Raw genomic sequence first — 21,441 nt, forward strand, 5'->3', positions numbered from 1 at the left:
GCGCCGGGCGGCACCGCCCGGCCCGGCGGACGATTCCCGTGCGGGCCGGCCGGAGCGTCAGCCGGGCGAAGAGCCGGGCTCCCGGGCGACGCCATGACCCGTGCTCACGGTCACGCGAAGACCGGTCATGCGACGAGCTGTCACGCGAAGACCTGTCACGCGAAGACCGCGAGGCTCTTGGCCTTGCCCTTCTGCTCCTCGACGAGCGCCAGGAAGCGCCCGCCGGGGCCGAAGACCGCGACCGGCGACCGGTCTTGGGCCGGCATGTCCAGCCGCACACCGTTGGCCAGCAGCTTCGCCCGCCGCTCGTCCACGTCCCAGCGGGGGAAGGCAGCCGCGGCCGCCTCGGCGATGGGCATTACCGTCAGCTCCTGCTGGAGCTGATCGAGCGTCTTCGCCGCGTCGATCCCGTACGGGCCGACCCGGGTCCGGCGCAGCGCCGTGAGGTGGCCGCCGACGCCGAGCGAGGCACCGAGGTCGCGGGCGAGCGCCCGGATGTAGGTGCCGGACGAGCAGACCACGGAGACGACGAGGTCGACGACGGTCAGACCGTCCTCGGTGGTCGCCTCCCGCACGTCGTACACCTGGAACGAGGAGACGGTCACCGGCCGGGCCGGGATGTCGAACTCCTCGCCGCCGCGCACGCGCGCGTACGACCGCTTGCCGTCGATCTTGATGGCGCTGACCTTGGACGGCACCTGCATGATGTCGCCGGTCAGGCGGGCGACGCCCGCGTCGATCGCCTCACGGGTGATCCCGGAGGCGTCGGCGGTGGACGTGATCTCGCCCTCCGCGTCGTCGGTGACGGTGTTCTGCCCGAGCCGGATGGTGCCGAGGTACTCCTTCTCCGTCAGCGCGAGGTGGCCGAGGAGCTTGGTGGCCTTCTCGACGCCGAGGACGAGCACCCCGGTGGCCATGGGGTCGAGCGTCCCCGCGTGTCCGACGCGGCGGGTCCTCGCGATCCCGCGCATCTTGGCGACGACGTCGTGCGAAGTGAAGCCCGACGGCTTGTCGACGATGACAAGCCCGTCGGGCGTCCTGTGGTGCTGTGTCATTCCGAGGCTTCGTCCTCGGGCTTGCGGTACGGGTCGGCCTCGCCGGCGTACGTGGCGCCCGAGGACGCCTCGCGCACCTTGGCGTCCGAGGCCCGCGCCTTGTCGAGGAGGTCCTCGATCGTCTTGGCGTTCTCCGGAAGGGCGTCGGCCACGAACGTCAGGGTCGGCGTGAACTTCGTCCCCGCCGCCGCGCCGACCGCCGAGCGCAGGATGCCCTTGGCGCTCTGCAGTCCGGCCGCCGCGCTGGCCCTGTCCTCGTCGTCGCCGTAGACCGTGTAGAAGACCGTGGCCTCCCGAAGGTCACCGGTGACGCGGGTGTCCGTGATGGTCACGTGCGATCCCAGCCGAGGGTCCTTGATGCCGCGCTGCAGCTTCTCGGCGACCACCTCCCGGATGAGGTCTGCCAGTTTCTTCGCCCGCGCGTTGTCGGCCACTGGTCCTTCTCCCTTTCCTGCTGTGCCTTGCTCATTCAGTCTTCGTCGCTGTGGAGTCTGCGTCTAACCGACAGCAGCTCCACCTCTGGCCGGCCGGCGACGAGGCGCTCGCACCGGTCCAGTACGTCCGTGAGATGTCCCGTGTCGCCGGACACCACCGCGAGGCCGATCTCGGCCCGCCGGTAGAGGTCCTGACCGCCCACCTCGGCCACGCTCACCGGGTACTTCCGCTGGAGCTCGGCGACGATCGGGCGGACCACGGAGCGCTTCTCCTTCAGCGACCGTACGTCGCCGAGAAGCAGATCGAAGGACAGCGTCCCCACATACATGTGTGACCGGATGTCCCGCCGGTTCGGGTTCATGACGCCTGCCAGCGCTTGGCAGGGACCTCCAAACCGTACACGCAACGGCCGGGGCCGATCGACGGAGTTTGTTCCGCCGACCGGCCCCGGAAAGGCTGCGCAGCCGAGCTGTGTCAGCCGCGCGGCTTCTCGCGCATCTCGTACGTCGCGATGACGTCGTCGATCTTGATGTCGTTGAAGTTTCCGAGGTTGATACCGCCCTCGAAGCCTTCGCGGATCTCGGTGACGTCGTCCTTGAAGCGGCGCAGGCCCTCGATGTTGAGGTTCTCCGCGATGACCTTGCCGTCGCGGATGAGCCGGGCCTTGGTGTTGCGCTTGACCTCGCCGGAGCGGATGAGCACACCCGCGATGTTGCCCAGCTTGGACGAGCGGAAGACCTCGCGGATCTCCGCCGTACCGAGCTCGACCTCTTCGTACTCCGGCTTGAGCATGCCCTTGAGGGCCGCCTCGATCTCCTCGATGGCCTGGTAGATCACCGAGTAGTACCGGACGTCGACGCCCTCGCGCTCCGCCATCTGCGAGGCACGGCCGGCCGCGCGGACGTTGAAGCCGATGACGATGGCGTCGGAGCCCATCGCCAGGTCGATGTCCGACTCGGTGACCGCACCCACACCGCGGTGCAGCACGCGGATGTCGACCTCTTCGCCGACGTCGAGCTGGAGCAGGGAGGACTCGAGGGCCTCCACCGAACCGGACGCGTCGCCCTTGATGATGAGGTTGAGCTGCTGGACCTCGCCCGCCTTGAGCACCTTGTCCAGGTCCTCGAGGGACACCCGGCGGGTGCGCTTGGCGAACGCGGCGTTGCGCTCACGGGCGGCGCGCTTCTCGGCGATCTGACGGGCCGTGCGGTCCTCGTCGACAACGAGGAAGTTGTCGCCGGCGCCCGGGACGTTGGTGAGACCGAGCACGAGGACGGGGGTCGAGGGACCCGCCACCTCCACGTTCTCGCCCTTGTCGTCGAGCATCGCGCGGACACGGCCGTACGCGTCACCGGCGACCATCGTGTCACCGACGCGCAGCGTGCCGCGCTGGACCAGGACGGTCGCGACGGCGCCGCGGCCGCGGTCGAGGTGGGCCTCGATCGCAATACCCTGCGCGTCCTGCTCCGGGTTGGCCCGCAGGTCGAGCGAGGCGTCCGCGGTCAGGACCACGGCCTCCAGCAGGGAGTCGATGTGCAGACCCTGCTTGGCGGAGATGTCGACGAACATGGTGTCGCCGCCGTACTCCTCGGCCACCAGACCGAACTCGGTGAGCTGGCCGCGCACCTTGGTCGGGTCCGCGCCCTCGACGTCGATCTTGTTGACCGCGACCACGATCGGCACGTCGGCCGCCTTGGCGTGGTTCAGCGCCTCGATCGTCTGGGGCATCACACCGTCGTTGGCCGCGACCACGAGGATCGCGATGTCGGTGGACTTCGCACCACGGGCACGCATGGCGGTGAACGCCTCGTGACCCGGGGTGTCGATGAAGGTGATCGCGCGGTCCTCGCCGTTGACCTCGGTCGTGACCTGGTACGCACCGATGTGCTGCGTGATGCCGCCCGCCTCGCCCGCGACGACGTTCGTCTTGCGGATGGCGTCGAGCAGCCGGGTCTTACCGTGGTCGACGTGACCCATGACGGTCACCACCGGCGGACGCGAGACCAGGGCCTCGTCGCCGCCCTCGTCCTCGCCGAACTCGATGTCGAAGGACTCGAGAAGCTCGCGGTCCTCCTCCTCCGGGCTGACGATCTGGACGGTGTAGTTCATCTCGGAGCCCAGGAGCTCCAGCGTCTCGTCGGAGACGGACTGGGTCGCGGTGACCATCTCGCCGAGGTTCATCATGACCGCGACGAGCGACGCCGGGTTGGCGTTGATCTTCTCCGCGAAGTCGGTGAGCGACGCACCGCGCGACAGGCGAATGGTCTCGCCGTTGCCGCGAGGCAGCATCACGCCGCCGACCGACGGGGCCTGCATGGCCTCGTACTCCTGGCGCCTCTGCCGCTTCGACTTGCGGCCACGGCGCGCCGGGCCGCCGGGACGGCCGAAGGCGCCCTGCGTGCCACCACGGCCGCCGGGACCGCCCGGACGTCCGCCGAAGCCGGGACGACCGCCGCCGAAGCCGCCGCCGCCACCACCGGGGCCACCGCCACCGGGACGGCCGGCGAAGCCGCCGCCGCCACCGGGACGACCGCCGCCACCGCCACCGGGACGGCCGGCGAAGCCGCCGCCGGCCGGACGGCCGGCACCGCCGGGACGACCGGCACCGCCGGGACCACGACCGCCGCCGCCGGGGCCGGGACGCGGGCCGGCAGCGGGACGCTGCGGCATCATGCCCGGGTTGGGACGGTTGCCGGCAGGGCCGCCGCCGGGGCGGGGCGCCTGCGGACGCGGCATGCCGCCCGGAGTCGGACGGGCACCGCCGGGACCCTGCGGGCGCGGAGCGCCGCCGGGGCCGCCCTGCGGACGCGGGGCACCCGGAACGGCACCGCCGCCGGGGCCGGGGCGGGCGCCGCCCGGACGGGGCGCCTGCGGGCGCGCCATGCCGGTGGAGCCACCGGAGGTGAAGGGGTTGTTGCCCGGGCGGGGACCGGCCGGACGGGCACCCGGGCGCGCGCCGGTGCCGCCGGCGGGACGCGCCGGACGCTCGCCGCCGCGGCCGCCGTCACGCTGGCCGCCGGCCGGAGCCGGGCGGGCCGGACGGGGCCCGGGGGTGGCACCCGTGGGCCGCGGGGCCTGCGGGGTGCTGGGCTGAGCCGGGGCCGAGAACTCGGCGGCCGGCACCGGAGCCGCCGGAGCGGGCTTGGCCGGTGCGGGCTTGGGACCCGGAGTCGGACGCGGGCCCGGAGTCGGGGCCGCGGAGGGGGTGCCGCTCGCCGGGGCCGGCTTGGGGGCCGGGGCGCCGGGCTTGGGGGCAGCCGGACGGGCCGCCTGCGCCGGAGAGGGCGCGGACGGCGTGGGGGTGCCTCCCGCGCGGCCTGCCGCTGCGGGGGACGGCGTCGCCTTGCGGGGCGCGCCGGGCTTGGCTGCGGTCTTGCCGGCGGTGCCACCGGGACCCTGCAGCGCGTCAGTCAGTTTGCGTACAACCGGCGCCTCGATCGTCGAGGACGCCGAACGGACGAATTCACCGAGTTCCTGGAGCTTGGCCATGACGACCTTGCTCTCCACACCGAACTCCTTGGCGAGTTCGTATACCCGGACCTTAGCCACTTCGCTCCTTTTAGGTCCGGGTTACCGCCGGACCGTCGCTACTTCATGGGCGTACTCATCGCGTACTCATCGAGTGCTCATCGCAATCTCGACCTACTTCCGACTCGCGAGGTACCTGACCGCACGGTGTTCCGTGCCGTACTTCTTTCTTCTTACGGTGCTGCCTGCTCGACATACCGCCTGACGTCGGCGGTCTCGAGCGGTCCCGTGACCCGGAAGGCCCTCGGGAACGCCCGGCGGCGAACCGCCAGGTCGAGACAGACCAAGGCGGGGTGCACGTACGCACCCCGGCCGGGCAGCGTACCGCGATCATCGGGGACGCACTCGCCCTCGATCACCACGATGCGCAGCAGATCGCTCTTGGCCGCTCGCTCCCGGCATCCCACACAGGTTCGCTCAGGGCACACGCGGGCATGCGTCCGGCCAGACACGCTTAAGTCTACCTCCCCGCACCGACCTCACCCCTTTGGGGCAAAAATCGAACGGATGTTGTCCTGATCCGCGTGAGCCCCGTCTTCGCCAACGGGGACCCACGCCGCTTCATTCCTCAGCCCTGCTCGGAGGGGTGCTCCGTGTCGGGGCGGATGTCGATGCGCCAGCCGGTCAGGCGCGCGGCGAGGCGGGCGTTCTGCCCCTCCTTGCCGATCGCCAGCGACAGCTGGTAGTCCGGAACGGTGACGCGGGCGGAGCGGGCGCCGAGGTCGACGATCTCCACCTTGCTCACCCGGGCGGGCGAGAGCGCGTTCGCCACCATCTCGGCCGGGTCGTCCGACCAGTCGACGATGTCGATCTTCTCGCCGTGCAGTTCGGCCATCACATTGCGCACCCGGCCGCCCATCGGGCCGATGCACGCGCCCTTGGCGTTCAGGCCCGATCGGGTGGAGCGGACCGCGATCTTGGTGCGGTGACCGGCCTCACGGGCGATCGCCGCGATCTCGACGCTGCCGTCCGCGATCTCCGGGACCTCCAGCGCGAACAGCTTCTTCACCAGGTTCGGGTGGGTGCGCGAGAGCGTCACGGACGGGCCGCGCACGCCCTTGGCCACCCGGACCACGTAGGTGCGCAGACGCAGGCCGTGGGTGTACTCCTCGCCCGGCACCTGCTCCTGCACGGGCAGGATGGCCTCGAGCTTGTCGTCCAGCTTGACGAGGACGTTCTTCGGGTCCTTGCCCTGCTGCACCTGGCCGGCGACGACATCGCCCTCGCGGCGGGCGTACTCGCCGAAGGTGATGTCGTTCTCCGCGTCACGCAGCCGCTGCTGGATGACCTGGCGGGCGGTGCTCGCGGCGATCCGCCCGAAGTCCGACGGGGTGTCGTCGAACTCCTTGGGCTCCTGGCCCTCCTCCAGTTCGGACGGGTCCTCCTTCGCCCACACCGTCACGTGGCCGGTGTCCCGGCTGAGCACCACACGGGCGTGCCTGCGGCTGCCCTCGGTACGGTGGTACGCGATGAGGAGGGCCGATTCGATGGCCTCGACCAGCAGGTCGAAGGCGATCTCCTTCTCCTGTGCCAAGCCCCTCAGGAGCTTCACATCAATGTCCACGGCTACGCCTCCTCTTCCTTCTCGTCCTTCTGGTCCTGCTTGTCCTTGCGGCTGAACTCGATTTCGACGCGCGCCTTGGCGATCTCGTCGAACGCGACCCGGCGGGCGGTGGGCTTGCGCCCCTTCACGCCCGGGACCTCGAGGTCGAGCCCCGCGTCGTCCACGGTGAGGATGCGGGCGACCAGCTCCCCGGATTCGTGCAGCTGCAGCTTGACCAGGCGGCCGGTGGCGCGCACGTAGTGGCGGTGCTGTGTCAGGGGGCGGTCGGCGCCGGGGGAGCTGACTTCGAGGACGTACTCGCCCTCGCCCATCGCGTCCGTCTCGTCGAGCTTCTCGGAGAGGGAGCGGCTCAGCTCGGCGCAGGCATCCAGTTCCACGCCGTCGTCGGAGTCGACGATGATCCTCAGTGTGCGGCGCCGGCCCGCCCGGGAGACCTCGATCTCTTCCAGATCCAGGCCGGCGGCGGTGACGAGCGGCTCCAGCAGCCCGCGCAGCCTCTCGCTCTGGGTGGTGCTCATCCGGGTGACTCCTCGGCCGCGTGTGCTGTTGTGGGATCGTCGCGTGTCGAAGGAAAGGGTATCCGGTCGCGGAGGGTGTTGCCGTCCACGGGCGCCGGACCCGCGGGTACGCTCGCCTGCGGCGATGATCACCTAGACGGCCGAGGAGACAGGCGTGGGGCGCACGGGGACGACGCGGCGACGTGCGCTGCTGGCGACGGGGGCGGCCGCTGCCGCGATGGTGACCGGTTGTTCGGGCGATGCCGCCGGGGAGCGGCCCCCCGGCCGGCCGGCCGCCGACCCGGCACGGGCCGAGAGGGCTCTGCGCCGGCGGCTCGCGGCCCGCAGCCAGGCGCTGCTCGACGAGTACGACGCCGTGATCGCCCGCCATCCCGGGCTCGCCGCGCGGCTGACGCCGTTGCGCACGGATGTGGCCGCGCATGTCGCGGCCCTCACGGACCGGAAGCCGGCGCCCGCCGTGCCGGTGTCGCCGTCGGCCGCCGTACCGGTGACGCCGTCGCCGGTGTCGCCGTCGCCCTCGGGGTCACGGTCCGTCGTGGCCGGCGGGCCAGCCCCGGACGATCCCGCCGCCGCGCTCACGGCACTGGCCGCGGCCGAGCGGCGCACCTCCGACGAGCACACCGCGGCACTGGCGGACGCGGAGCCGGAGCTGGCCCAACTGCTGGCGTCGGTCGCCGCGGCCGGGGCGGCCCATGCGTACTTGCTGACGAAGGGGGACGCGCGATGAGCACGGTGGACGCCGTACAGGCCGCGCTCGCGGCGGAGCACGCGGCGGTCTACGGGTACGGGGTCGTCGGCGGCCGCATCGCCGACGACCGCGCCCACGAGGCCGCCGCCGCCCACGCGGCGCACCGGGCCCGCCGGGACGCGCTCGCCCGCACGGCCCGCGACCTCGGCGCCGAACCGGTGGTCGCCGCGGCCGCCTACGCCCTGCCGTTCGCCGTGCCGGACTCGGCTGCGGCCGTCCGGCTCGCGGCCGAGCTGGAGGAACGGGTCGCGGGCGTGTACTGCGACCTCGTACGGGCCGCGGACGGACCGCTGCGGCTGGAGGCCGCGACGGCGCTGCGTGAGGCGGCGGTCCGTGCCGTGCGCTGGCGCGGCAGCGGCGTAGCCTTTCCTGGGCTCGCCGAGCAGGCCGGCGGCCGAAGCGGCTGACCTCACCTGCAATCGGCCGAACCGGAAAGGGAACGCACCACGTATGGCTCTCGAACCGCCGCAGCGGCTGGTCCGGGCACTCGGGGAGAACGACGAGTGGCTCGTGCACCTGCACCGGACCGTCCAGGAGGCGGTGGACCGGCGGAGGCTCGACGTCGAGCGGGTGGTGGTGCCGGGCGGCCGGAGCGGTCTCGTTCTTCTCGTACGCCGTTCCGACGGCACACCCGCCGCGCTGAAGCTGGCCCCGCCCACCGCCGCCCCGGCGCTGGAGCGGGCGGCGCTCGCGCACTGGAACGGGTGGGGTGCGGTGCGCCTGCTGGACGAGGAGGGAGACGGCCTGCTCATGGAGCGGCTGCAGCCCGACGTCTCCCTGCGGTCCCTGCCCGAGGCGAAGGCGCTGCTGGAGGCTGCCGGAACGGTTCGGCGGCTGTGGGTCGAGCCGCCGGCGGGCCACGGTTTCGAGACGGTGGCCGCGCGCACGGAGCGGCAGGCGGAGGCGATGCGGGCGCGCGGGGCCGGGGAGCCGCTCGTCGCGGCGGCGCTGGCGGCGCGCGAGGAACTGGTGGCGTCCGCGCCCGAACTCCTGCTGCTGCACGGCAACTTCCGCCAGGGCAAGGTGCTGGCGGGTGAGCGCGTGCCGTGGCTCGCGGTGGGACCGGAGCCGGTGGTGGGCGAACGCGCCTACGACCTGGCGCGGCTGGTCCGGGACCGGGTCGAGGACCTGGTGGCCGCGGCCGCAGGTGCGTCGTCGGCCCGCCGCCGGGTGAACAGGCTGGCGGACTCGCTGGAGGTGGACCGCGACCGGCTGCGGGGCTGGACGCTGTTCCGCGCGGTCGAGTCGGGCGTCCGCGCGGTGGCGTCGGGGCGGCGGGCGGAGGGGGAACTGGCGCTGGAGTTCGCGGGCTGGTTGTAGCGGGGGGCCTTTCCCCTCCCCGAACCGGGGCTCCGCCCCAGACCCCGCACCGCGCGTGGCTCCGCCCCGGCCCCCGTTACGGGGCTTCGCCCCGGACCCCGTACCGCGCTCCGCGCGGTGTCCTCAAACGCCGGACGGGCTGAATCCCGCACAGCGAGCCACCCCGCCGCATCGAAGGCGCGGGGCCGAACCCCCGGATCACGCCCCGCCGCCGTTGGAGCCGCGGGCACGGGGGCAGCGCCCCGAATCACGCCCCACCTCCGTGCGAGGCGGGGGCCCGGGGGCGGAGTCCCCGGGAAAGGACCCCGCCCCCGTCGCGTCAGGCGCGCAGGCGTGCGACCGCTTCCGCCACCGGGAGCTCCTCGCGCTCGCCTGTGCGGCGGTCCTTCAGTTCCACCACGCCCTCGCCGGCCCGGCGGCCCGCCACGAGGATCTTCGGGACGCCGATCAGCTCCGCGTCCGTGAACTTCACGCCCGGCGACACGCCCGCCCGGTCGTCGACCAGCACGCGCAGGCCCGCGTCGCCCAGCTGCTGCGCGACGTCCAGGGCCAGCTCCGTCTGCAGCGCCTTGCCGGCGGCGACGACGTGCACGTCCGCTGGCGCCACCTCGCGCGGCCAGCACAGGCCCTGCTCGTCGGCCGTCTGCTCGGCGAGCGCCGCCACCGCGCGCGAGACGCCGATGCCGTACGAGCCCATGGTCACGCGGACCGGCTTGCCGTTCTGGCCGAGCACGTCGAGCTGGAAGGCGTCCGCGTACTTGCGGCCCAGCTGGAAGATGTGGCCGATCTCGATCGCGCGGTCCAGCTTCAGGCCGGTGGAGCACGTCGGGCAGGGGTCGCCCTCCTCGACCACGACGACGTCCAGGTAGTCGTCGACCTCGAAGTCCCGGCCCGCGACGACGTTCTTCGCGTGGAAGCCGTGCTTGTTCGCCCCGGTGATCCAGGCGGTGCCGGGCGCGACGCGCGGGTCGGCGATGTAGCGGACCTTCTCCAGGCCCTGCGGGCCGACGTAGCCGCGGACCAGGTCCGGGCGGTCCACGAAGTCGTCGGCGGTGACCAGTTCGACGGTCGCGGGCGCCAGGTGGTCGCCGAGCTTGCCGAGGTCGACCTCGCGGTCGCCGGGGACGCCGACCGCGACGATCTCGCCGTCGACCTTTACGAGGAGGTTCTTGAGGGTCGCCGACGCCGGGACGCCGAGGTGCTCGGCGAGCGTCTCGATCGTCGGGGTGTCGGGGGTGTCCAGCTCCTCGACCGGGCCGTGGGCCGAGCCGTCGACGGGCACCAGCCCGAAGGTGACGGCCTCGGTGTTGGCGGCGTATGCACAGGAGGGGCAGTAGACGAACGTGTCCTCACCGGCCGCGGCGGGTGCGAGGAACTCCTCGGACGCCGAGCCGCCCATCGCCCCCGAGACCGCGGAGACGATCTTGTGCTCCAGGCCGAGGCGCTCGAAGATCTTCACGTACGCCTCGCGGTGCAGGGCGTAGGACTCGGCGAGGCCCTCGTCGGAGGTGTCGAAGGAGTACGAGTCCTTCATCTGGAACTCGCGGCCGCGCAGGATGCCCGAGCGGGGGCGCGCCTCGTCGCGGTACTTCGTCTGGATCTGGTAGAGGATCACCGGCAGGTCCTTGTAGGACGTGCACTGGTCCTTGACCAGCTGGGTGAAGATCTCCTCGTGGGTGGGGCCGAGGAGATAGTCGGCGCCCTTGCGGTCCTTGAGGCGGAACAGCTCGGCGCCGTACTCCTCCCAGCGGCCCGTCGCCTCGTACGGCTCCTTGGGCAGCACGGCCGGCAGCAGGACCTCCTGGGCGCCGATGGCGTCCATCTCCTCGCGCACGACGCGGGCGACGTTCTCCAGGACACGCTTGCCCAGCGGCAGCCAGGACCAGATGCCCGCGGCGTTGCGGCGGACGTAACCGGCGCGGACGAGGAGCTTGTGGCTGAGCGTCTCGGCGTCCGCCGGGTCGTCGCGCAGTGTCTTGATCATCAGACGGGACATGCGCTGGACCTGGGCCATGGTGAACTCCTGCTCGGAACGTGTGATGTGCAGGAGGTTAGCCGGGCCGCACCGACAGGCGGAAATCAGTTGCCGCGCAGCAGCGGCAGCGGCGCGCCCATCACCGCGTACGGACTGGGCGCGCTCGGGAACAGGACGTGCTCGGCGAGGTCCCGGTAGCCGAGCCTGCGGTACAGGCGGCGGGCGGGGCTCTCGACGTCGATGGCGGACAGGATGGAGCGCGGCTGGTCGGCTCCGTCCGTGATGGTGGTGATCAGCGCGCGGCCGATCCCGCGGGCCTGGAAGCCGGGGTGGACGTGCAGTTCGGTGATGACGAAGGCGTCGTCGAGCCAGTCGTCCTTGCCGTTGCGGCGCAGGTACGGCTCGACGACGGTGGACCACCAGTGGCCGCGGTCGTTGGGCATGCCGTAGACGAAGCCGACGAGCCGGTCGTCCGGGGTGGTGGCGCCGAGGGCGCGCGCGCCCGGGTTGGTCAGGTGTCGCAGCACGATGTAGCGGCGGATGTCGATCTCTTCGTCGCTGAGCCCGAAGGCCAGTGCCTGGACGGCGAGTGCCTCGTCGACCCGCGCCGTCAGGTCGAGCGGGCCGATGACGACGCCGGGATCTGCTGCCATGGCCGCACCCTACTGGCCGGGCCTGCCGTTCAGAACAGCACGCTCATGAAGGCGCCGACCTCGCGGAAGCCGACCCTGCGGTAGGCCGCCCTGGCGGCGGTGTTGTAGTCGTTGACATACAGGCTCACGATCGGCGAGACGTCCGCGAGGGCGTAGCGCAGGACGGCCGCCATGCCCGTCTCGGACAGTCCGCGGCCGCGGTACTCGGGCGCGACCCAGACGCCCTGGATCTGGCAGGCCTTGGCGGTCGCGGCGCCGATCTCGGCCTTGAAGACGACCTTGCCGTCCTCGATGCGCGCGAACGCGCGTCCCGTACCGACGAGTTCGGCGACGCGGGCCTGGTAGAGCAGGCCGCCGTCACCGGCGAGCGGGGAGACGCCGACCTCCTCGGTGAACATCGCCACGCACGCCGGCATGATCACGTCCATCTCGTCCTTGCGGATGCGGCGGACGTACGGGTCGGGCTCGATGTCGTCGGGCACCTTCTCGGTGATCATCAGTGGCTGGTGCGCGCGTACGTCCCTGGCGGGGCCCCAGCTCGGTTCGAGCAGACGCCACAGCGCGGCGGTCGGTTCGGCGGGGCCCACGATGGACGAGCAGCGGCGTCCGGTCCTGCGGGCCCGGTCGGCGAAGGCGCGCACGGCCTCGGGCGTGGCGCAGACCGGGACGAGGTTGGCGCCGGTGTAGCAGAGGGAGCGCAACTGCCCGTCCGCGTACCAGCCCCACATCTCGCCGCCGAGGCGCCAGGGATCGAGACCGGCTGCCTGGACCCGGGCGGTGACGAAAGCATTCGCCACGGGATCGCTCTCGAGGATGGCGAGCGCTGCGCCGAGTTCGCCGGGGTCGAGGACCCGGGTGGTGGTCTGCGTCAACACGAGGGGCCTCACCATGCGGTTTGCTGATCCTGGCACTGTACCCGCCGCTTCGGCGTCGTGTCCGGTTGCGGGAAAGGGACCGGCCCGCGCGAGCGGCTGCGGGAATGCGCAGGACGGCGCGAGGCCCCGCCTCCCGGTGGGAGCGGGGCCTCGGAAACGCGGGGACGCGTCAGCCGGCGACGGAGATCTGGGGCTCGCCGGAGGCGACGCCGTCCTTCTCCATCTGCTCGGCGATCTTCATCGCCTCGTCGATCAGCGTCTCGACGATCTTCGACTCGGGCACGGTCTTGATGACCTCGCCCTTGACGAAGATCTGGCCCTTGCCGTTGCCGGAGGCGACACCGAGGTCGGCCTCGCGGGCCTCGCCGGGGCCGTTCACCACGCAGCCCATGACGGCGACGCGCAGCGGGACCTCCATGCCCTCGAGGCCCGCCGAGACCTCGTCCGCCAGCTTGTAGACGTCGACCTGGGCGCGGCCGCAGGACGGGCAGGAGACAATCTCCAGGCGGCGCTGGCGCAGGTTCAGCGACTCCAGGATCTGGATGCCGACCTTGACCTCCTCCGCCGGCGGGGCGGAGAGGGAGACGCGGATGGTGTCGCCGATGCCCTCGGAGAGCAGCGCGCCGAAGGCGACCGCGGACTTGATCGTGCCCTGGAAGGCGGGGCCGGCCTCGGTGACGCCGAGGTGCAGCGGGTAGTCGCACTGGGCGGCGAGCTGGCGGTAGGCGTTGACCATCACGACGGGGTCGTTGTGCTTGACCGAGATCTTGATGTCGTGGAAACCGTGCTCCTCGAAGAGCGACGCCTCCCACAGGGCGGACTCGACGAGCGCCTCGGGGGTCGCCTTGCCGTACTTCTCCAGCAGGCGGCGGTCCAGCGAGCCCGCGTTGACGCCGATGCGGATGGGGGTGCCCGCCTCCCCGGCCGCCTTCGCGATCTCCTTGACCTTGTCGTCGAACTGCTTGATGTTGCCCGGGTTGACCCGCACCGCCGCGCAGCCGGCGTCGATCGCCGCGAAGACGTACTTCGGCTGGAAGTGGATGTCGGCGATGACCGGGATCTGCGACTTCTTGGCGATGGTCGCGAGGGCGTCCGCGTCGTCCTGCGTGGGACACGCGACGCGGACGATCTGGCAGCCCGACGCCGTCAGTTCGGCGATCTGCTGCAGCGTCGCGCCGATGTCGGAGGTCCGGGTCGTCGTCATGGACTGCACCGAGACAGGTGCGTCGCCGCCGACCGCGACGGAACCGACCTGGATCTTCCGGCTGACCCTCCGGTCGGCGAGCTTCGTCGGAACGGACGGAATTCCGAGAGAAATTGCAGTCATCTGCTGTGCAACCCCAAGGTATGGATCGAGGTCCCGAGATCGGCGGGCTCCAGCACCCGAGGTTACGCCACGGGCGTTCGGGCGGGCACATCCGCCGCCCGGAGTCCACCCAAAGAGGACGGCCGGACACGCAGGGTGTCCGGCCGTCGCGAGGATGATCTCCCTGATCTTTCCGTCAGCTGATCTTCACCGGGTTCACGATGTCGGCGACCAGCACGAGCAGCGTGAAGCAGATGAAGATCCCGGCCACCACGTAGGCGACGGGCATCAGCTTCGCCACGTCGAACGGGCCCGGGTCCGGACGCCGGAACAGCTTGGCGATCCCCCGCCGTACGGACTCCCACAGGGCGCCCGCGATGTGCCCGCCGTCCAGTGGCAGCAGCGGCAGCATGTTGAACAGGAACAGCGAGAGGTTGAAGCCGGCGAGCAGCATCAGGAACGTGGCGACGATGTTGGTCGTCGGCATGTCGAGGTTGAGGACCTCGCCGCTGAGCCGGGCCGCGCCGACCACACCCACGGGGGAGTCGTCCTTGCGCTCCCCGTCGCCGAAGGCCGCGTCCCACAGATCCGGAACCTTGGAGGGCAGGGCGATGATCGACTCGGCGCCGTTCTCGATCATGCCGCCCATGCGGTCGACGGACTCGCCGAACGACAGCGGCAGGATCTCGGTCCTGGCGGCGAAGCCGAGGTAGCCCGCGGGCTCGTAGCCGGAGACGACCTCGCCGTCCTCGTCCTTCTTGACCACCATGTTCTCGATGAGCGTCGCCTTCAGGACCTGCTCGCGCCCGTCGCGTTCGACGGTGATCTCGGCCGGGCCGATCGTGTCGCGGATGCGCTCGGAGAGCGTGGGCCAGTCGTCGATGCGCTCCCCGTCGAAGGCGACGATCCTGTCGCCCTCCTTGAGCCCGGCGAGCGCGGCGGGCGAGTCGGGGTCGCCCTCGGCGCACGTGTCGCGCTTCTCGCTCTGCTCGATGACGCACTTCTGCACGCCTGCCACCTCGGTGGTCTGCGTCGGCGTGCCGAAGGTCATCATCACGCCGACGAAGATCGCCACTGCCAGCACGAGGTTCATGAACGGCCCCGCGAACATCACGATGACGCGCTTCCACGGCTTGCGCGTGTAGAACAGCCGCGTCTCGTCGCCGGGCCGCAGCTCCTCGTACGCGGCGGAGCGGGCGTCCTCGATCATCCCGCGCCACGGGGACGTGGAGCGGGCCTCGATCCGGCCGTCGTCCCCGGGCGGGAACATCCCGATCATGCGGATGTAGCCGCCCATCGGGATGGCCTTGATGCCGTACTCGGTCTCGCCCTTGTGCCGGGAGAACAAGGTCGGGCCGAAGCCGACCATGTACTGCGGCACCCGGATGCCGAACAGCTTCGCCGTCGACAGATGGCCCAGCTCGTGCCAGGCGATGGAGAACAGCAGCCCCACGCCGAACAGCACTATGCCGAGAACCGTCAACACCATCGTCATGCGCGAGCCTCCGCAGGCCGTTCTTCGCCGCTGTGTGTGTACGTCGCCGCCGTCTCACGGGCCCTCGCCCGGGCCCAGGCGTCCGCTTCGAGGACGTCCGTCACCGTGAGCGAGGTTCCCGGCGCGGGTGTCCCGTGCTCGGCGACCACTTGGGTGACCGTATCCATGATGGCGTTGAACGGCAGCCGCCCGTCGAGGAACGCCTCGACGCACTCCTCGTTCGCCGCATTGAACACCGCCGGCGCCGTGCCGCCCAGCTCCCCCACGTGCCGGGCGAGTCCCACGGACGGGAACGCCTCGTTGTCGAGGGGGAAGAACTCCCAGGTCGACGCCTTGGACCAGTCGAACGCGGGAGCCGCGTCGGGGACCCGCTCGGGCCAGCCGATGCCGATCGCGATCGGCCCGCGCATGTCCGGCGGGGTGGCCTGGGCGAGCGTCGAGCCGTCGGAGAACTCCACCATCGAGTGGACATACGACTGGGGGTGGACGACGACCTCGATGCGGTCGAAGGGGATGTCGTAGAGGAGGTGGGCCTCGATGACCTCGAGGCCCTTGTTGACGAGGGTCGCGCTGTTGACCGTAATGACGGGGCCCATGGCCCAGGTGGGATGCGCGAGGGCGTCCTCGGGCCGGACGTCCGCGAGCTCCGCCTTCGTACGGCCCCGGAAGGGCCCGCCGGACGCGGTGACCACGAGCTTGCGCACGTCGGCGCGGGTGCCGCAGGCCAGTGCCTGGAAAAGCGCGGCGTGCTCCGAGTCGACGGGGATGATCTGGCCCGGCTTGGCGACCGCCTTGACCAGGGGCCCGCCGACGATGAGCGACTCCTTGTTGGCCAGAGCGAGCGTACGGCCGGCCTCGAGCGCCGCGAGGGTGGGCGCGAGGCCGATGGAGCCCGTGATGCCGTTGAGCACCGTGTGGCACGGCGAGGCGGCGAGCTCGGTGGCCGCGTCGGGGCCGGCCAGGATCGTGGGCAGGGGCTCGCTGCCGTACTGGGCCGCCAGCGCCTCGCGCAGCGCGGGAACGACGTCCTCGCGGGCCACGGCGACGGTCTCGACGCGCAGCCGGTGCGCCTGCTCGGCGAGCAGGCCGACCCGTCCGCCGGCGGCGGACAGCGCGGTGACGCGGAAGCGGTCGGGGTTGCGCAGGACCAGGTCGATGGCCTGCGTGCCGATGGACCCGGTCGAGCCGAGGACGACGATGTCCCGGCGTCCCTGAGAGGGATCGAAGGTCAGGTGCGGGTCGGCGAGGGGTGATGGGCTGTCGCTCATCCCTCCATTGTGGCCGTTAGGCCGGTCCGCCCGGACAGGGCGTCCCCCGTGCGCCTCCTGGGCAGGTGGAACTACGCGCCGCCGGCGTGGACGGCGGAGAACTTCTTCCACTGGGCGTCGATGATCTCCGGGGGCACGGCGCCGATGTCCTTCGTGCCGAGGAAGTCGGCACGGAAGGAGAGCGTGACCGTACCGGAACGGACGACGGTCAGGTACTCGTACAGCTTCAGATCGTCCTTCACGTCGAGGACGGTGAGGCGGAACGCCTCGGCCTCGTCGCCGATGGCGGGCGCCTCGACGCGTTCGGCCTTCAGCACCCGGGCCCGCACGAGGACCCGCACCTCGGTGTAGCCGCCGGCGCAGGCGTCGCCCGCGCCGGCGAGGTCCTTCATCACGGCGGCGGCCCCGTCCCCCGCGTACGACCGCAGCTGCACCAGGACGCCGATGCCGGCCGGCTCGTCCGCGACGTCGGCCTCGCGGTGGACCTCGGCGGCCGGGTCGTGCGCGGTCGCGCCCGCGGCGAGGCTGACGAGGGGCTGGCACCGGGCCGGATCCGCGGTGTAGTCCTCGCCGAGCGGGGCGAAGTCGGGCTCTCTCGCGGTGTACGGGCCGATCCGCTCGCCGTCCGTGAAGGCGACGGCCTCCAGGGCGGCCTCGGTGAGCGCGCCACCGCCGGCCGGCTGCGCGGAGCGGGACGGGGAGGCGGACCGATCGCCGCCGTTCCCGTCCGCTGCGTCCGTGCCGCCGTCACCGCCACCGCCACCGCAGGCGGCCGTGGCGGCGAGCAGTCCGGCCAGCGCGAGGCCGCGGATCCGCAGCAGCCGGCGGGTGTGCCGGTTGCCGCTGTTGACGTGTCCCGCCCCGAACATCCGTGCCGCGCTCCCCTGTTGACCGTGATCGAAGGCCGATTGTGGATCAGCGGGGGCTGCGTGCGCCACCTTCCGGGCACGGCGAGGGCCGGGCCGAGGGCCGGCGGGCTCGGGGTGCGGCGGGCCCGGGAGCGCGGCGGGCCCGCGGGTGCGGCCGGGACGTCCCGGCCGCACCCCGGTGCCGGTCAGCGGATCGGCCGGTGCACGTTCTCCCGCTGGGAAGGGCCGGGAGTGGCGTCCGCGATCCAGGGCCCGTCACCGCTCGCGTCGATGACGCCCTCCTCGAGCCACGTGTACGTGCCGGCCATAACACCCTTGACCACCGTGCGGTCCAGGTCGTCGGTGTTGTTCCAGAGCCGGCCGAAGAGCTCCTCGACGCGGATGCGCGACTGCCGGCAGAAGGCGTCGGCGAGCTGGTACGCCTCGCGGCCGTGGTCGTCGGTGCTCCGCAGCAGTTCCGCCCGTACGCAGGCGGCGCTCATCGCGAACAGCTCGGCGCCGATGTCGACGATGCGGCCGAGGAAGCCCTGTTTGGTCTCCATCCGGCCCTGCCACCGGGACATGGCGTAGAACGTGGACCGGGCGAGCCTGCGCGCGGCCCGTTCGACGTAGCGCAGATGGGTCGACAGGTCCGCGTGGCCGCGGGGGTGGAACTCGGCGTACGAGCGCGGGAGCTGGCCCGGGCCCGCGACCAGCTTGGGCAGCCAGCGGGCGTAGAAGGCGGTGGCGTGGGCGCCCGCCCTCGCCTTGTCGCCGAGGGACTTGTCGGGGTCGATGATGTCGCCGGCGACGGCGAGGTGCGCGTCGACCGCCTCGCGGGCGATCAGCAGGTGCATGATCTCCGTCGATCCCTCGAAGATGCGGTTGATGCGCATGTCGCGCAGCAACTGCTCGGCGGGGACGGCTCGTTCGCCCCGGGCGGCGAGGGAGTCGGCGGTCTCGAAGCCGCGGCCGCCGCGGATCTGGACCAGCTCGTCGGCCATCAGCCAGGCCATCTCGGAGCCGTACAGCTTGGCGAGGGCGGCCTCCATGCGGATGTCGTTGCGGTTCTCGTCCGCCATCTGGCTGGACAGGTCGAGGACGGCTTCGAGGGCGAAGGTGGTGGCGGCGATGAAGGAGATCTTCGAGCCGACGGCCTCGTGGTGGGCGACCGGCTTGCCCCACTGCTCGCGGACGGAGGTCCACTCGCGGGCGATCTTCAGGCACCACTTGCCCGCGCCGGCGCACATCGCGGGCAGGGAGAGCCGGCCGGTGTTGAGGGTGGTCAGGGCGATCTTGAGGCCGGAGCCCTCGGGGCCGATGCGGTTCGCCGCCGGGACGCGGACCTGGTGGAAGCGCGTGACGCCGTTCTCGAGGCCGCGCAGGCCCATGAAGGCGTTGCGGTTCTCGACGGTGATGCCGGGCGAGCTCGACTCGACGACGAAGGCGGTGATGCCGCCCTTGTGTCCCTCGCTCTTCGGCACCCGTGCCATGACGACGAGGAGGTCGGCGACGACGCCGTTGGTCGTCCAGAGCTTGACCCCGTCGAGGATGTAGTCGTCCCCGTCGGGGACGGCCGTGGTGGCCAGGCGCGCCGGGTCCGAGCCGACGTCCGGCTCGGTGAGCAGAAAGGCGGAGATGTCGGTGCGGGCCAGTCGTGGCAGGAAGGTGTCCTTCTGCTCCTGCGTGCCGAAAAGTTTGAGGGGCTGGGGTACGCCGATCGACTGATGGGCGGAGAGCAGCGCGCCGATCGCGGGGTTCGCCGAGCCGGCCAGGGCCAGGGCCTTGTTGTAGTACACCTGGGTGAGTCCGAGGCCGCCGTACTTGGTGTCGATCTTCATCCCGAGGGCGCCGAGCTCCTTGAGGCCGTCGATCACCGCGTCGGGGATCTGGGCGTCGCGCTCGATCTGGGCGCCGTCGACCTTCGTCTCGCAGAAGTCGCGGAGCTTGGCGAGGAACTCCTCGCCGCGCTGCGCGTCCTCCGTGGACGGCAGGGGGTGGGGGTGGATGAGGTCCAGCCGGAAGCGGCCGAGGAACAGTTCCTTGGCGAAGCTGGGCTTCCGCCAGTCCTGCTCGCGCGCCGCCTCGGCGACCTGGCGGGCTTCACGCTCGGAGACTTTGGGCTTGGTCGGTGCGGACATGAAGGGAGTCACCTCGCCGCGGTGTGGTGGAGTCCTGGAATCACTCGATCCGTCGGGAACTACCGGTCGGTGCTACTTGTGAGTCTCTACCCGATCCGGCCGACTCTCACCAGCCTTCGCGCGCCCTGCGGGCCATCCTTGGCGCTTATACCGCACCGCGGCCGGCAGGGCGGCCCGACCGGGGACCGAGGACGTCACCGCCCACAGGAGCGGTGCGTCGCCGGACGGCCGAGCGAGGGCTCGGGGCGTACGGACCAGGTCGTCCTGCGACTCTCCGTACCTGATCCGTACGCCATCGGGCGAACGGTTACCGGCGGCCTCAGCCCCGCAAGCCCGCCGCGGACATGGCGGCCTGCGCCAGGTCATGGATACCGCTCGGCCCTTCCAGGTCCTCCATCTCTGACGACTGGTCGGACTTGTCGTCGAACCTGCAGACGGTGGCCGAGGAGGGCTCATACGTGTCGTCGCCGGCGAAGGTCGCGGTGTAGCAGTTCTCGCTGTCCTGCTTGCGCGGAACCTTGCAGGTGGCCTTGCCCCGCCTGTCGGTCGTCTCGGTGCACAGCTCGACGGAGTCAGTGGTGAACGCGATCCACTGCCCCTCCAGCGGCTCGCCCTCGGCGGTCAGCTTGGCCTTCAGAACCAGGGCCTTCCTGCCCCCGTCGCCCAGGGCGTCCACGACGTCCTTCCCCTTCCCCTTCTTCTTCTCCAGCTTCAGGGTCAGCTTGGTCGGGGTCCGGTCGGTTCCGATCGCCACGCTCTGCGGGTCGATCTCCACGGGGATGGTGGCGATGACGGCGTCGGTGGCGGTCGAGATCACCGACACGGTGTTGGCGTTGGCGTTGGTGACGTAGACGCGGGCGCCGTTCGGGGTGACCGCCACCCCCTCCGGGCCGTCGCCGACCGGGATGGTGTCGATGACGGTGTCGGTGGTGGTGGAGATCACCGACACGGTGTCGTCGTTGGAGTTGGCGACGTAGACGCGGGCGCCGTCCGGGGTCACCGCGAGCAAGGCAGGGCCGTCGCCGACCGGGATGGTGTCGATCACGGTGTCGGTGGCGGTGTCGATCACCGACACCGTGTCATCGCCGTTGTTGGTGACGTAGACGCGGGCGCCGTCCGGGGTCACCGCCACCCCCTCCGGGGCGACGCCCACGGTGATGGTGTCGATGACGGTGTTGGTGGCGGTGTCGATCACCGACACCGTGTTGTCGACGAAATTGGCGACATAGACACGGGTGTTGTCCGGGGTAACGACCACCCCGGTAGGACCGTTGCCGACGGTGATGGTGTCGATGACGGTGTTGGTGGCGGTGTCGATCACCGAGACGGTGCCCTCGAAGAAGTTGGTGACGTAGACGCGGGTGCCGTCCGGGCTGGCCGCCAACGTGTGGGGGCCGAGGCCCACGGGGATGGTGGTGATGACGGTGTTGGTGGCGGTGTCGATCACCGTCACCGTGTCATCGCCGGAGGCGGAGACGTAGGCGCGGGTGCCGTCGGGGGTGAGTACCACCCCTTCCGGACTGTCGCCCACGGGAATGGTGGTGATGACCGTGTTGGTGGCGTCGTTGATCACCGACACCGTGTCAGAACCGCGGTTGGCGACGTAAGCGAACGTTCCGTCCTGCGCGGCCGCGGGCGTCGCCACGGCGAGCGGGACGGCCAGGCCCGCCAGCACCGCCAGACCCGCCACCCAGGCCCGCACCATGACCCAC

The 21,441-nt window shown here is 71.6% G+C and carries 19 protein-coding genes; 3 read left to right on the forward strand and 16 right to left on the reverse strand.

Going from position 1 to position 21,441, the window contains the following annotated elements; genetic code table 11:
* Nucleotides 1–155 precede the first annotated feature (155 nt).
* From truB to rimP, 7 genes are all read right to left on the reverse strand, one after another.
* Nucleotides 156–1,055 (reverse strand): tRNA pseudouridine(55) synthase TruB, encoded by a 900-nt coding sequence (gene truB / locus ACLB9X_RS21510; protein ID WP_410362008.1) that lies wholly within the window; start codon nt 1,053–1,055, stop codon nt 156–158.
* Entirely contained in the window at nt 1,052–1,489 is a 438-nt protein-coding gene (rbfA, locus tag ACLB9X_RS21515) for a 30S ribosome-binding factor RbfA (RefSeq protein ID WP_410362009.1), read from the reverse strand. The genes truB and rbfA overlap by 4 nt, the downstream gene beginning before the upstream one ends.
* Before the next feature lie 35 nt (nt 1,490–1,524).
* The gene (locus ACLB9X_RS21520) at nt 1,525–1,818 is read right to left on the reverse strand and encodes a DUF503 domain-containing protein (RefSeq protein ID WP_410362202.1); all 294 of its coding nucleotides are present in this window, start codon (nt 1,816–1,818) and stop codon (nt 1,525–1,527) included.
* Nucleotides 1,819–1,964: 146 nt separating this feature from the next.
* Complete coding sequence (gene infB, locus ACLB9X_RS21525; protein ID WP_410362010.1) at nt 1,965–5,039, reverse strand: translation initiation factor IF-2; 3,075 nt, start codon at nt 5,037–5,039, stop codon at nt 1,965–1,967.
* Nucleotides 5,040–5,191: 152 nt separating this feature from the next.
* A complete protein-coding gene (locus ACLB9X_RS21530; RefSeq protein WP_410362011.1) occupies nt 5,192–5,470 on the reverse strand; it encodes a YlxR family protein in 279 nt (92 codons plus the stop codon).
* Nucleotides 5,471–5,586: 116 nt separating this feature from the next.
* On the reverse strand, nt 5,587–6,582 hold the full coding sequence (gene nusA, locus ACLB9X_RS21535) for a transcription termination factor NusA (RefSeq protein ID WP_410362012.1): 996 nt from the start codon (nt 6,580–6,582) through the stop codon (nt 5,587–5,589).
* Nucleotides 6,583–6,584: 2 nt separating this feature from the next.
* Complete coding sequence (rimP, locus tag ACLB9X_RS21540) at nt 6,585–7,100, reverse strand: ribosome maturation factor RimP (protein ID WP_410362013.1); 516 nt, start codon at nt 7,098–7,100, stop codon at nt 6,585–6,587.
* A gap of 154 nt (nt 7,101–7,254) precedes the next feature.
* On the opposite strand from rimP, the gene ACLB9X_RS21545 reads away from it, so the two are divergent.
* From ACLB9X_RS21545 to ACLB9X_RS21555, 3 genes are read left to right on the forward strand one after another with little or no spacing between them, the layout of a single operon-like run.
* Entirely contained in the window at nt 7,255–7,827 is a 573-nt protein-coding gene (locus ACLB9X_RS21545) for a hypothetical protein (protein WP_410362014.1), read from the forward strand.
* On the forward strand, nt 7,824–8,255 hold the full coding sequence (locus ACLB9X_RS21550) for a ferritin-like domain-containing protein (RefSeq protein WP_410362015.1): 432 nt from the start codon (nt 7,824–7,826) through the stop codon (nt 8,253–8,255). The genes ACLB9X_RS21545 and ACLB9X_RS21550 overlap by 4 nt, the downstream gene beginning before the upstream one ends.
* Nucleotides 8,256–8,298: 43 nt before the next feature.
* The gene (locus ACLB9X_RS21555) at nt 8,299–9,168 is read left to right on the forward strand and encodes an aminoglycoside phosphotransferase family protein (protein WP_410362016.1); all 870 of its coding nucleotides are present in this window, start codon (nt 8,299–8,301) and stop codon (nt 9,166–9,168) included.
* A 319-nt stretch (nt 9,169–9,487) separates the two neighbouring features.
* Here the strand turns inward: ACLB9X_RS21555 and ACLB9X_RS21560 are convergent, their stop codons facing one another.
* From ACLB9X_RS21560 to ACLB9X_RS21600, 9 genes are all read right to left on the reverse strand, one after another.
* Nucleotides 9,488–11,182: a proline--tRNA ligase gene (locus ACLB9X_RS21560; protein ID WP_410362017.1), complete on the reverse strand. Its 1,695-nt coding sequence runs from the start codon at nt 11,180–11,182 to the stop codon at nt 9,488–9,490.
* 65 nt (nt 11,183–11,247) lie between these two features.
* Complete coding sequence (locus ACLB9X_RS21565) at nt 11,248–11,796, reverse strand: GNAT family N-acetyltransferase (RefSeq protein ID WP_410362018.1); 549 nt, start codon at nt 11,794–11,796, stop codon at nt 11,248–11,250.
* Between the two features lie 29 nt (nt 11,797–11,825).
* Nucleotides 11,826–12,686, reverse strand: coding sequence for a GNAT family N-acetyltransferase (locus ACLB9X_RS21570; protein WP_410362019.1), 861 nt, complete (start codon nt 12,684–12,686; stop codon nt 11,826–11,828).
* Nucleotides 12,687–12,840: 154 nt separating this feature from the next.
* The gene (gene ispG / locus ACLB9X_RS21575) at nt 12,841–13,998 is read right to left on the reverse strand and encodes a flavodoxin-dependent (E)-4-hydroxy-3-methylbut-2-enyl-diphosphate synthase (RefSeq protein WP_410362020.1); all 1,158 of its coding nucleotides are present in this window, start codon (nt 13,996–13,998) and stop codon (nt 12,841–12,843) included.
* A gap of 175 nt (nt 13,999–14,173) precedes the next feature.
* The gene (locus ACLB9X_RS21580) at nt 14,174–15,472 is read right to left on the reverse strand and encodes a M50 family metallopeptidase (protein WP_410362021.1); all 1,299 of its coding nucleotides are present in this window, start codon (nt 15,470–15,472) and stop codon (nt 14,174–14,176) included.
* The gene (dxr, locus tag ACLB9X_RS21585; RefSeq protein WP_410362022.1) at nt 15,469–16,740 is read right to left on the reverse strand and encodes a 1-deoxy-D-xylulose-5-phosphate reductoisomerase; all 1,272 of its coding nucleotides are present in this window, start codon (nt 16,738–16,740) and stop codon (nt 15,469–15,471) included. Before dxr ends, ACLB9X_RS21580 begins: the two co-directional genes overlap by 4 nt.
* A gap of 71 nt (nt 16,741–16,811) precedes the next feature.
* Nucleotides 16,812–17,609 carry a hypothetical protein gene (locus ACLB9X_RS21590; RefSeq protein WP_410362023.1) on the reverse strand — a complete coding sequence of 266 codons (798 nt, stop codon included), beginning with the start codon at nt 17,607–17,609 and terminating at the stop codon, nt 16,812–16,814.
* A gap of 185 nt (nt 17,610–17,794) precedes the next feature.
* On the reverse strand, nt 17,795–19,729 hold the full coding sequence (locus tag ACLB9X_RS21595) for an acyl-CoA dehydrogenase family protein (RefSeq protein ID WP_410362024.1): 1,935 nt from the start codon (nt 19,727–19,729) through the stop codon (nt 17,795–17,797).
* Nucleotides 19,730–20,048: 319 nt separating this feature from the next.
* On the reverse strand, nt 20,049–21,434 hold the full coding sequence (locus ACLB9X_RS21600; protein ID WP_410362025.1) for a beta-propeller fold lactonase family protein: 1,386 nt from the start codon (nt 21,432–21,434) through the stop codon (nt 20,049–20,051).
* Nucleotides 21,435–21,441 lie beyond the last annotated feature (7 nt).

This window comes from Streptomyces sp. 5K101, assembly GCF_046506645.1.
Taxonomy (GTDB): Bacteria; Actinomycetota; Actinomycetes; order Streptomycetales; family Streptomycetaceae; genus Streptomyces.

Excerpts from the sequence above, each read along its gene's own strand:
- ACLB9X_RS21550 (WP_410362015.1), top strand. The coding sequence starts at position 7,824 with ATGAGCACGGTGGACGCCGTACAGGCCGCGCTCGCGGCGGAGCACGCG.
- ACLB9X_RS21600 (WP_410362025.1), bottom strand. The coding sequence starts at position 21,434 with ATGGTGCGGGCCTGGGTGGCGGGTCTGGCGGTGCTGGCGGGCCTGGCC.
- ACLB9X_RS21565 (WP_410362018.1), bottom strand. The coding sequence starts at position 11,796 with ATGGCAGCAGATCCCGGCGTCGTCATCGGCCCGCTCGACCTGACGGCG.
- rimP (WP_410362013.1), bottom strand. The coding sequence starts at position 7,100 with ATGAGCACCACCCAGAGCGAGAGGCTGCGCGGGCTGCTGGAGCCGCTC.
- truB (WP_410362008.1), bottom strand. The coding sequence starts at position 1,055 with ATGACACAGCACCACAGGACGCCCGACGGGCTTGTCATCGTCGACAAG.
- dxr (WP_410362022.1), bottom strand. The coding sequence starts at position 16,740 with ATGAGCGACAGCCCATCACCCCTCGCCGACCCGCACCTGACCTTCGAT.
- ACLB9X_RS21520 (WP_410362202.1), bottom strand. The coding sequence starts at position 1,818 with ATGTATGTGGGGACGCTGTCCTTCGATCTGCTTCTCGGCGACGTACGG.
- ACLB9X_RS21580 (WP_410362021.1), bottom strand. The coding sequence starts at position 15,472 with ATGACGATGGTGTTGACGGTTCTCGGCATAGTGCTGTTCGGCGTGGGG.
- ACLB9X_RS21555 (WP_410362016.1), top strand. The coding sequence starts at position 8,299 with ATGGCTCTCGAACCGCCGCAGCGGCTGGTCCGGGCACTCGGGGAGAAC.
- ACLB9X_RS21560 (WP_410362017.1), bottom strand. The coding sequence starts at position 11,182 with ATGGCCCAGGTCCAGCGCATGTCCCGTCTGATGATCAAGACACTGCGC.
- ACLB9X_RS21595 (WP_410362024.1), bottom strand. The coding sequence starts at position 19,729 with ATGTCCGCACCGACCAAGCCCAAAGTCTCCGAGCGTGAAGCCCGCCAG.
- ACLB9X_RS21570 (WP_410362019.1), bottom strand. The coding sequence starts at position 12,686 with ATGGTGAGGCCCCTCGTGTTGACGCAGACCACCACCCGGGTCCTCGAC.
- ispG (WP_410362020.1), bottom strand. The coding sequence starts at position 13,998 with ATGACTGCAATTTCTCTCGGAATTCCGTCCGTTCCGACGAAGCTCGCC.
- ACLB9X_RS21590 (WP_410362023.1), bottom strand. The coding sequence starts at position 17,609 with ATGTTCGGGGCGGGACACGTCAACAGCGGCAACCGGCACACCCGCCGG.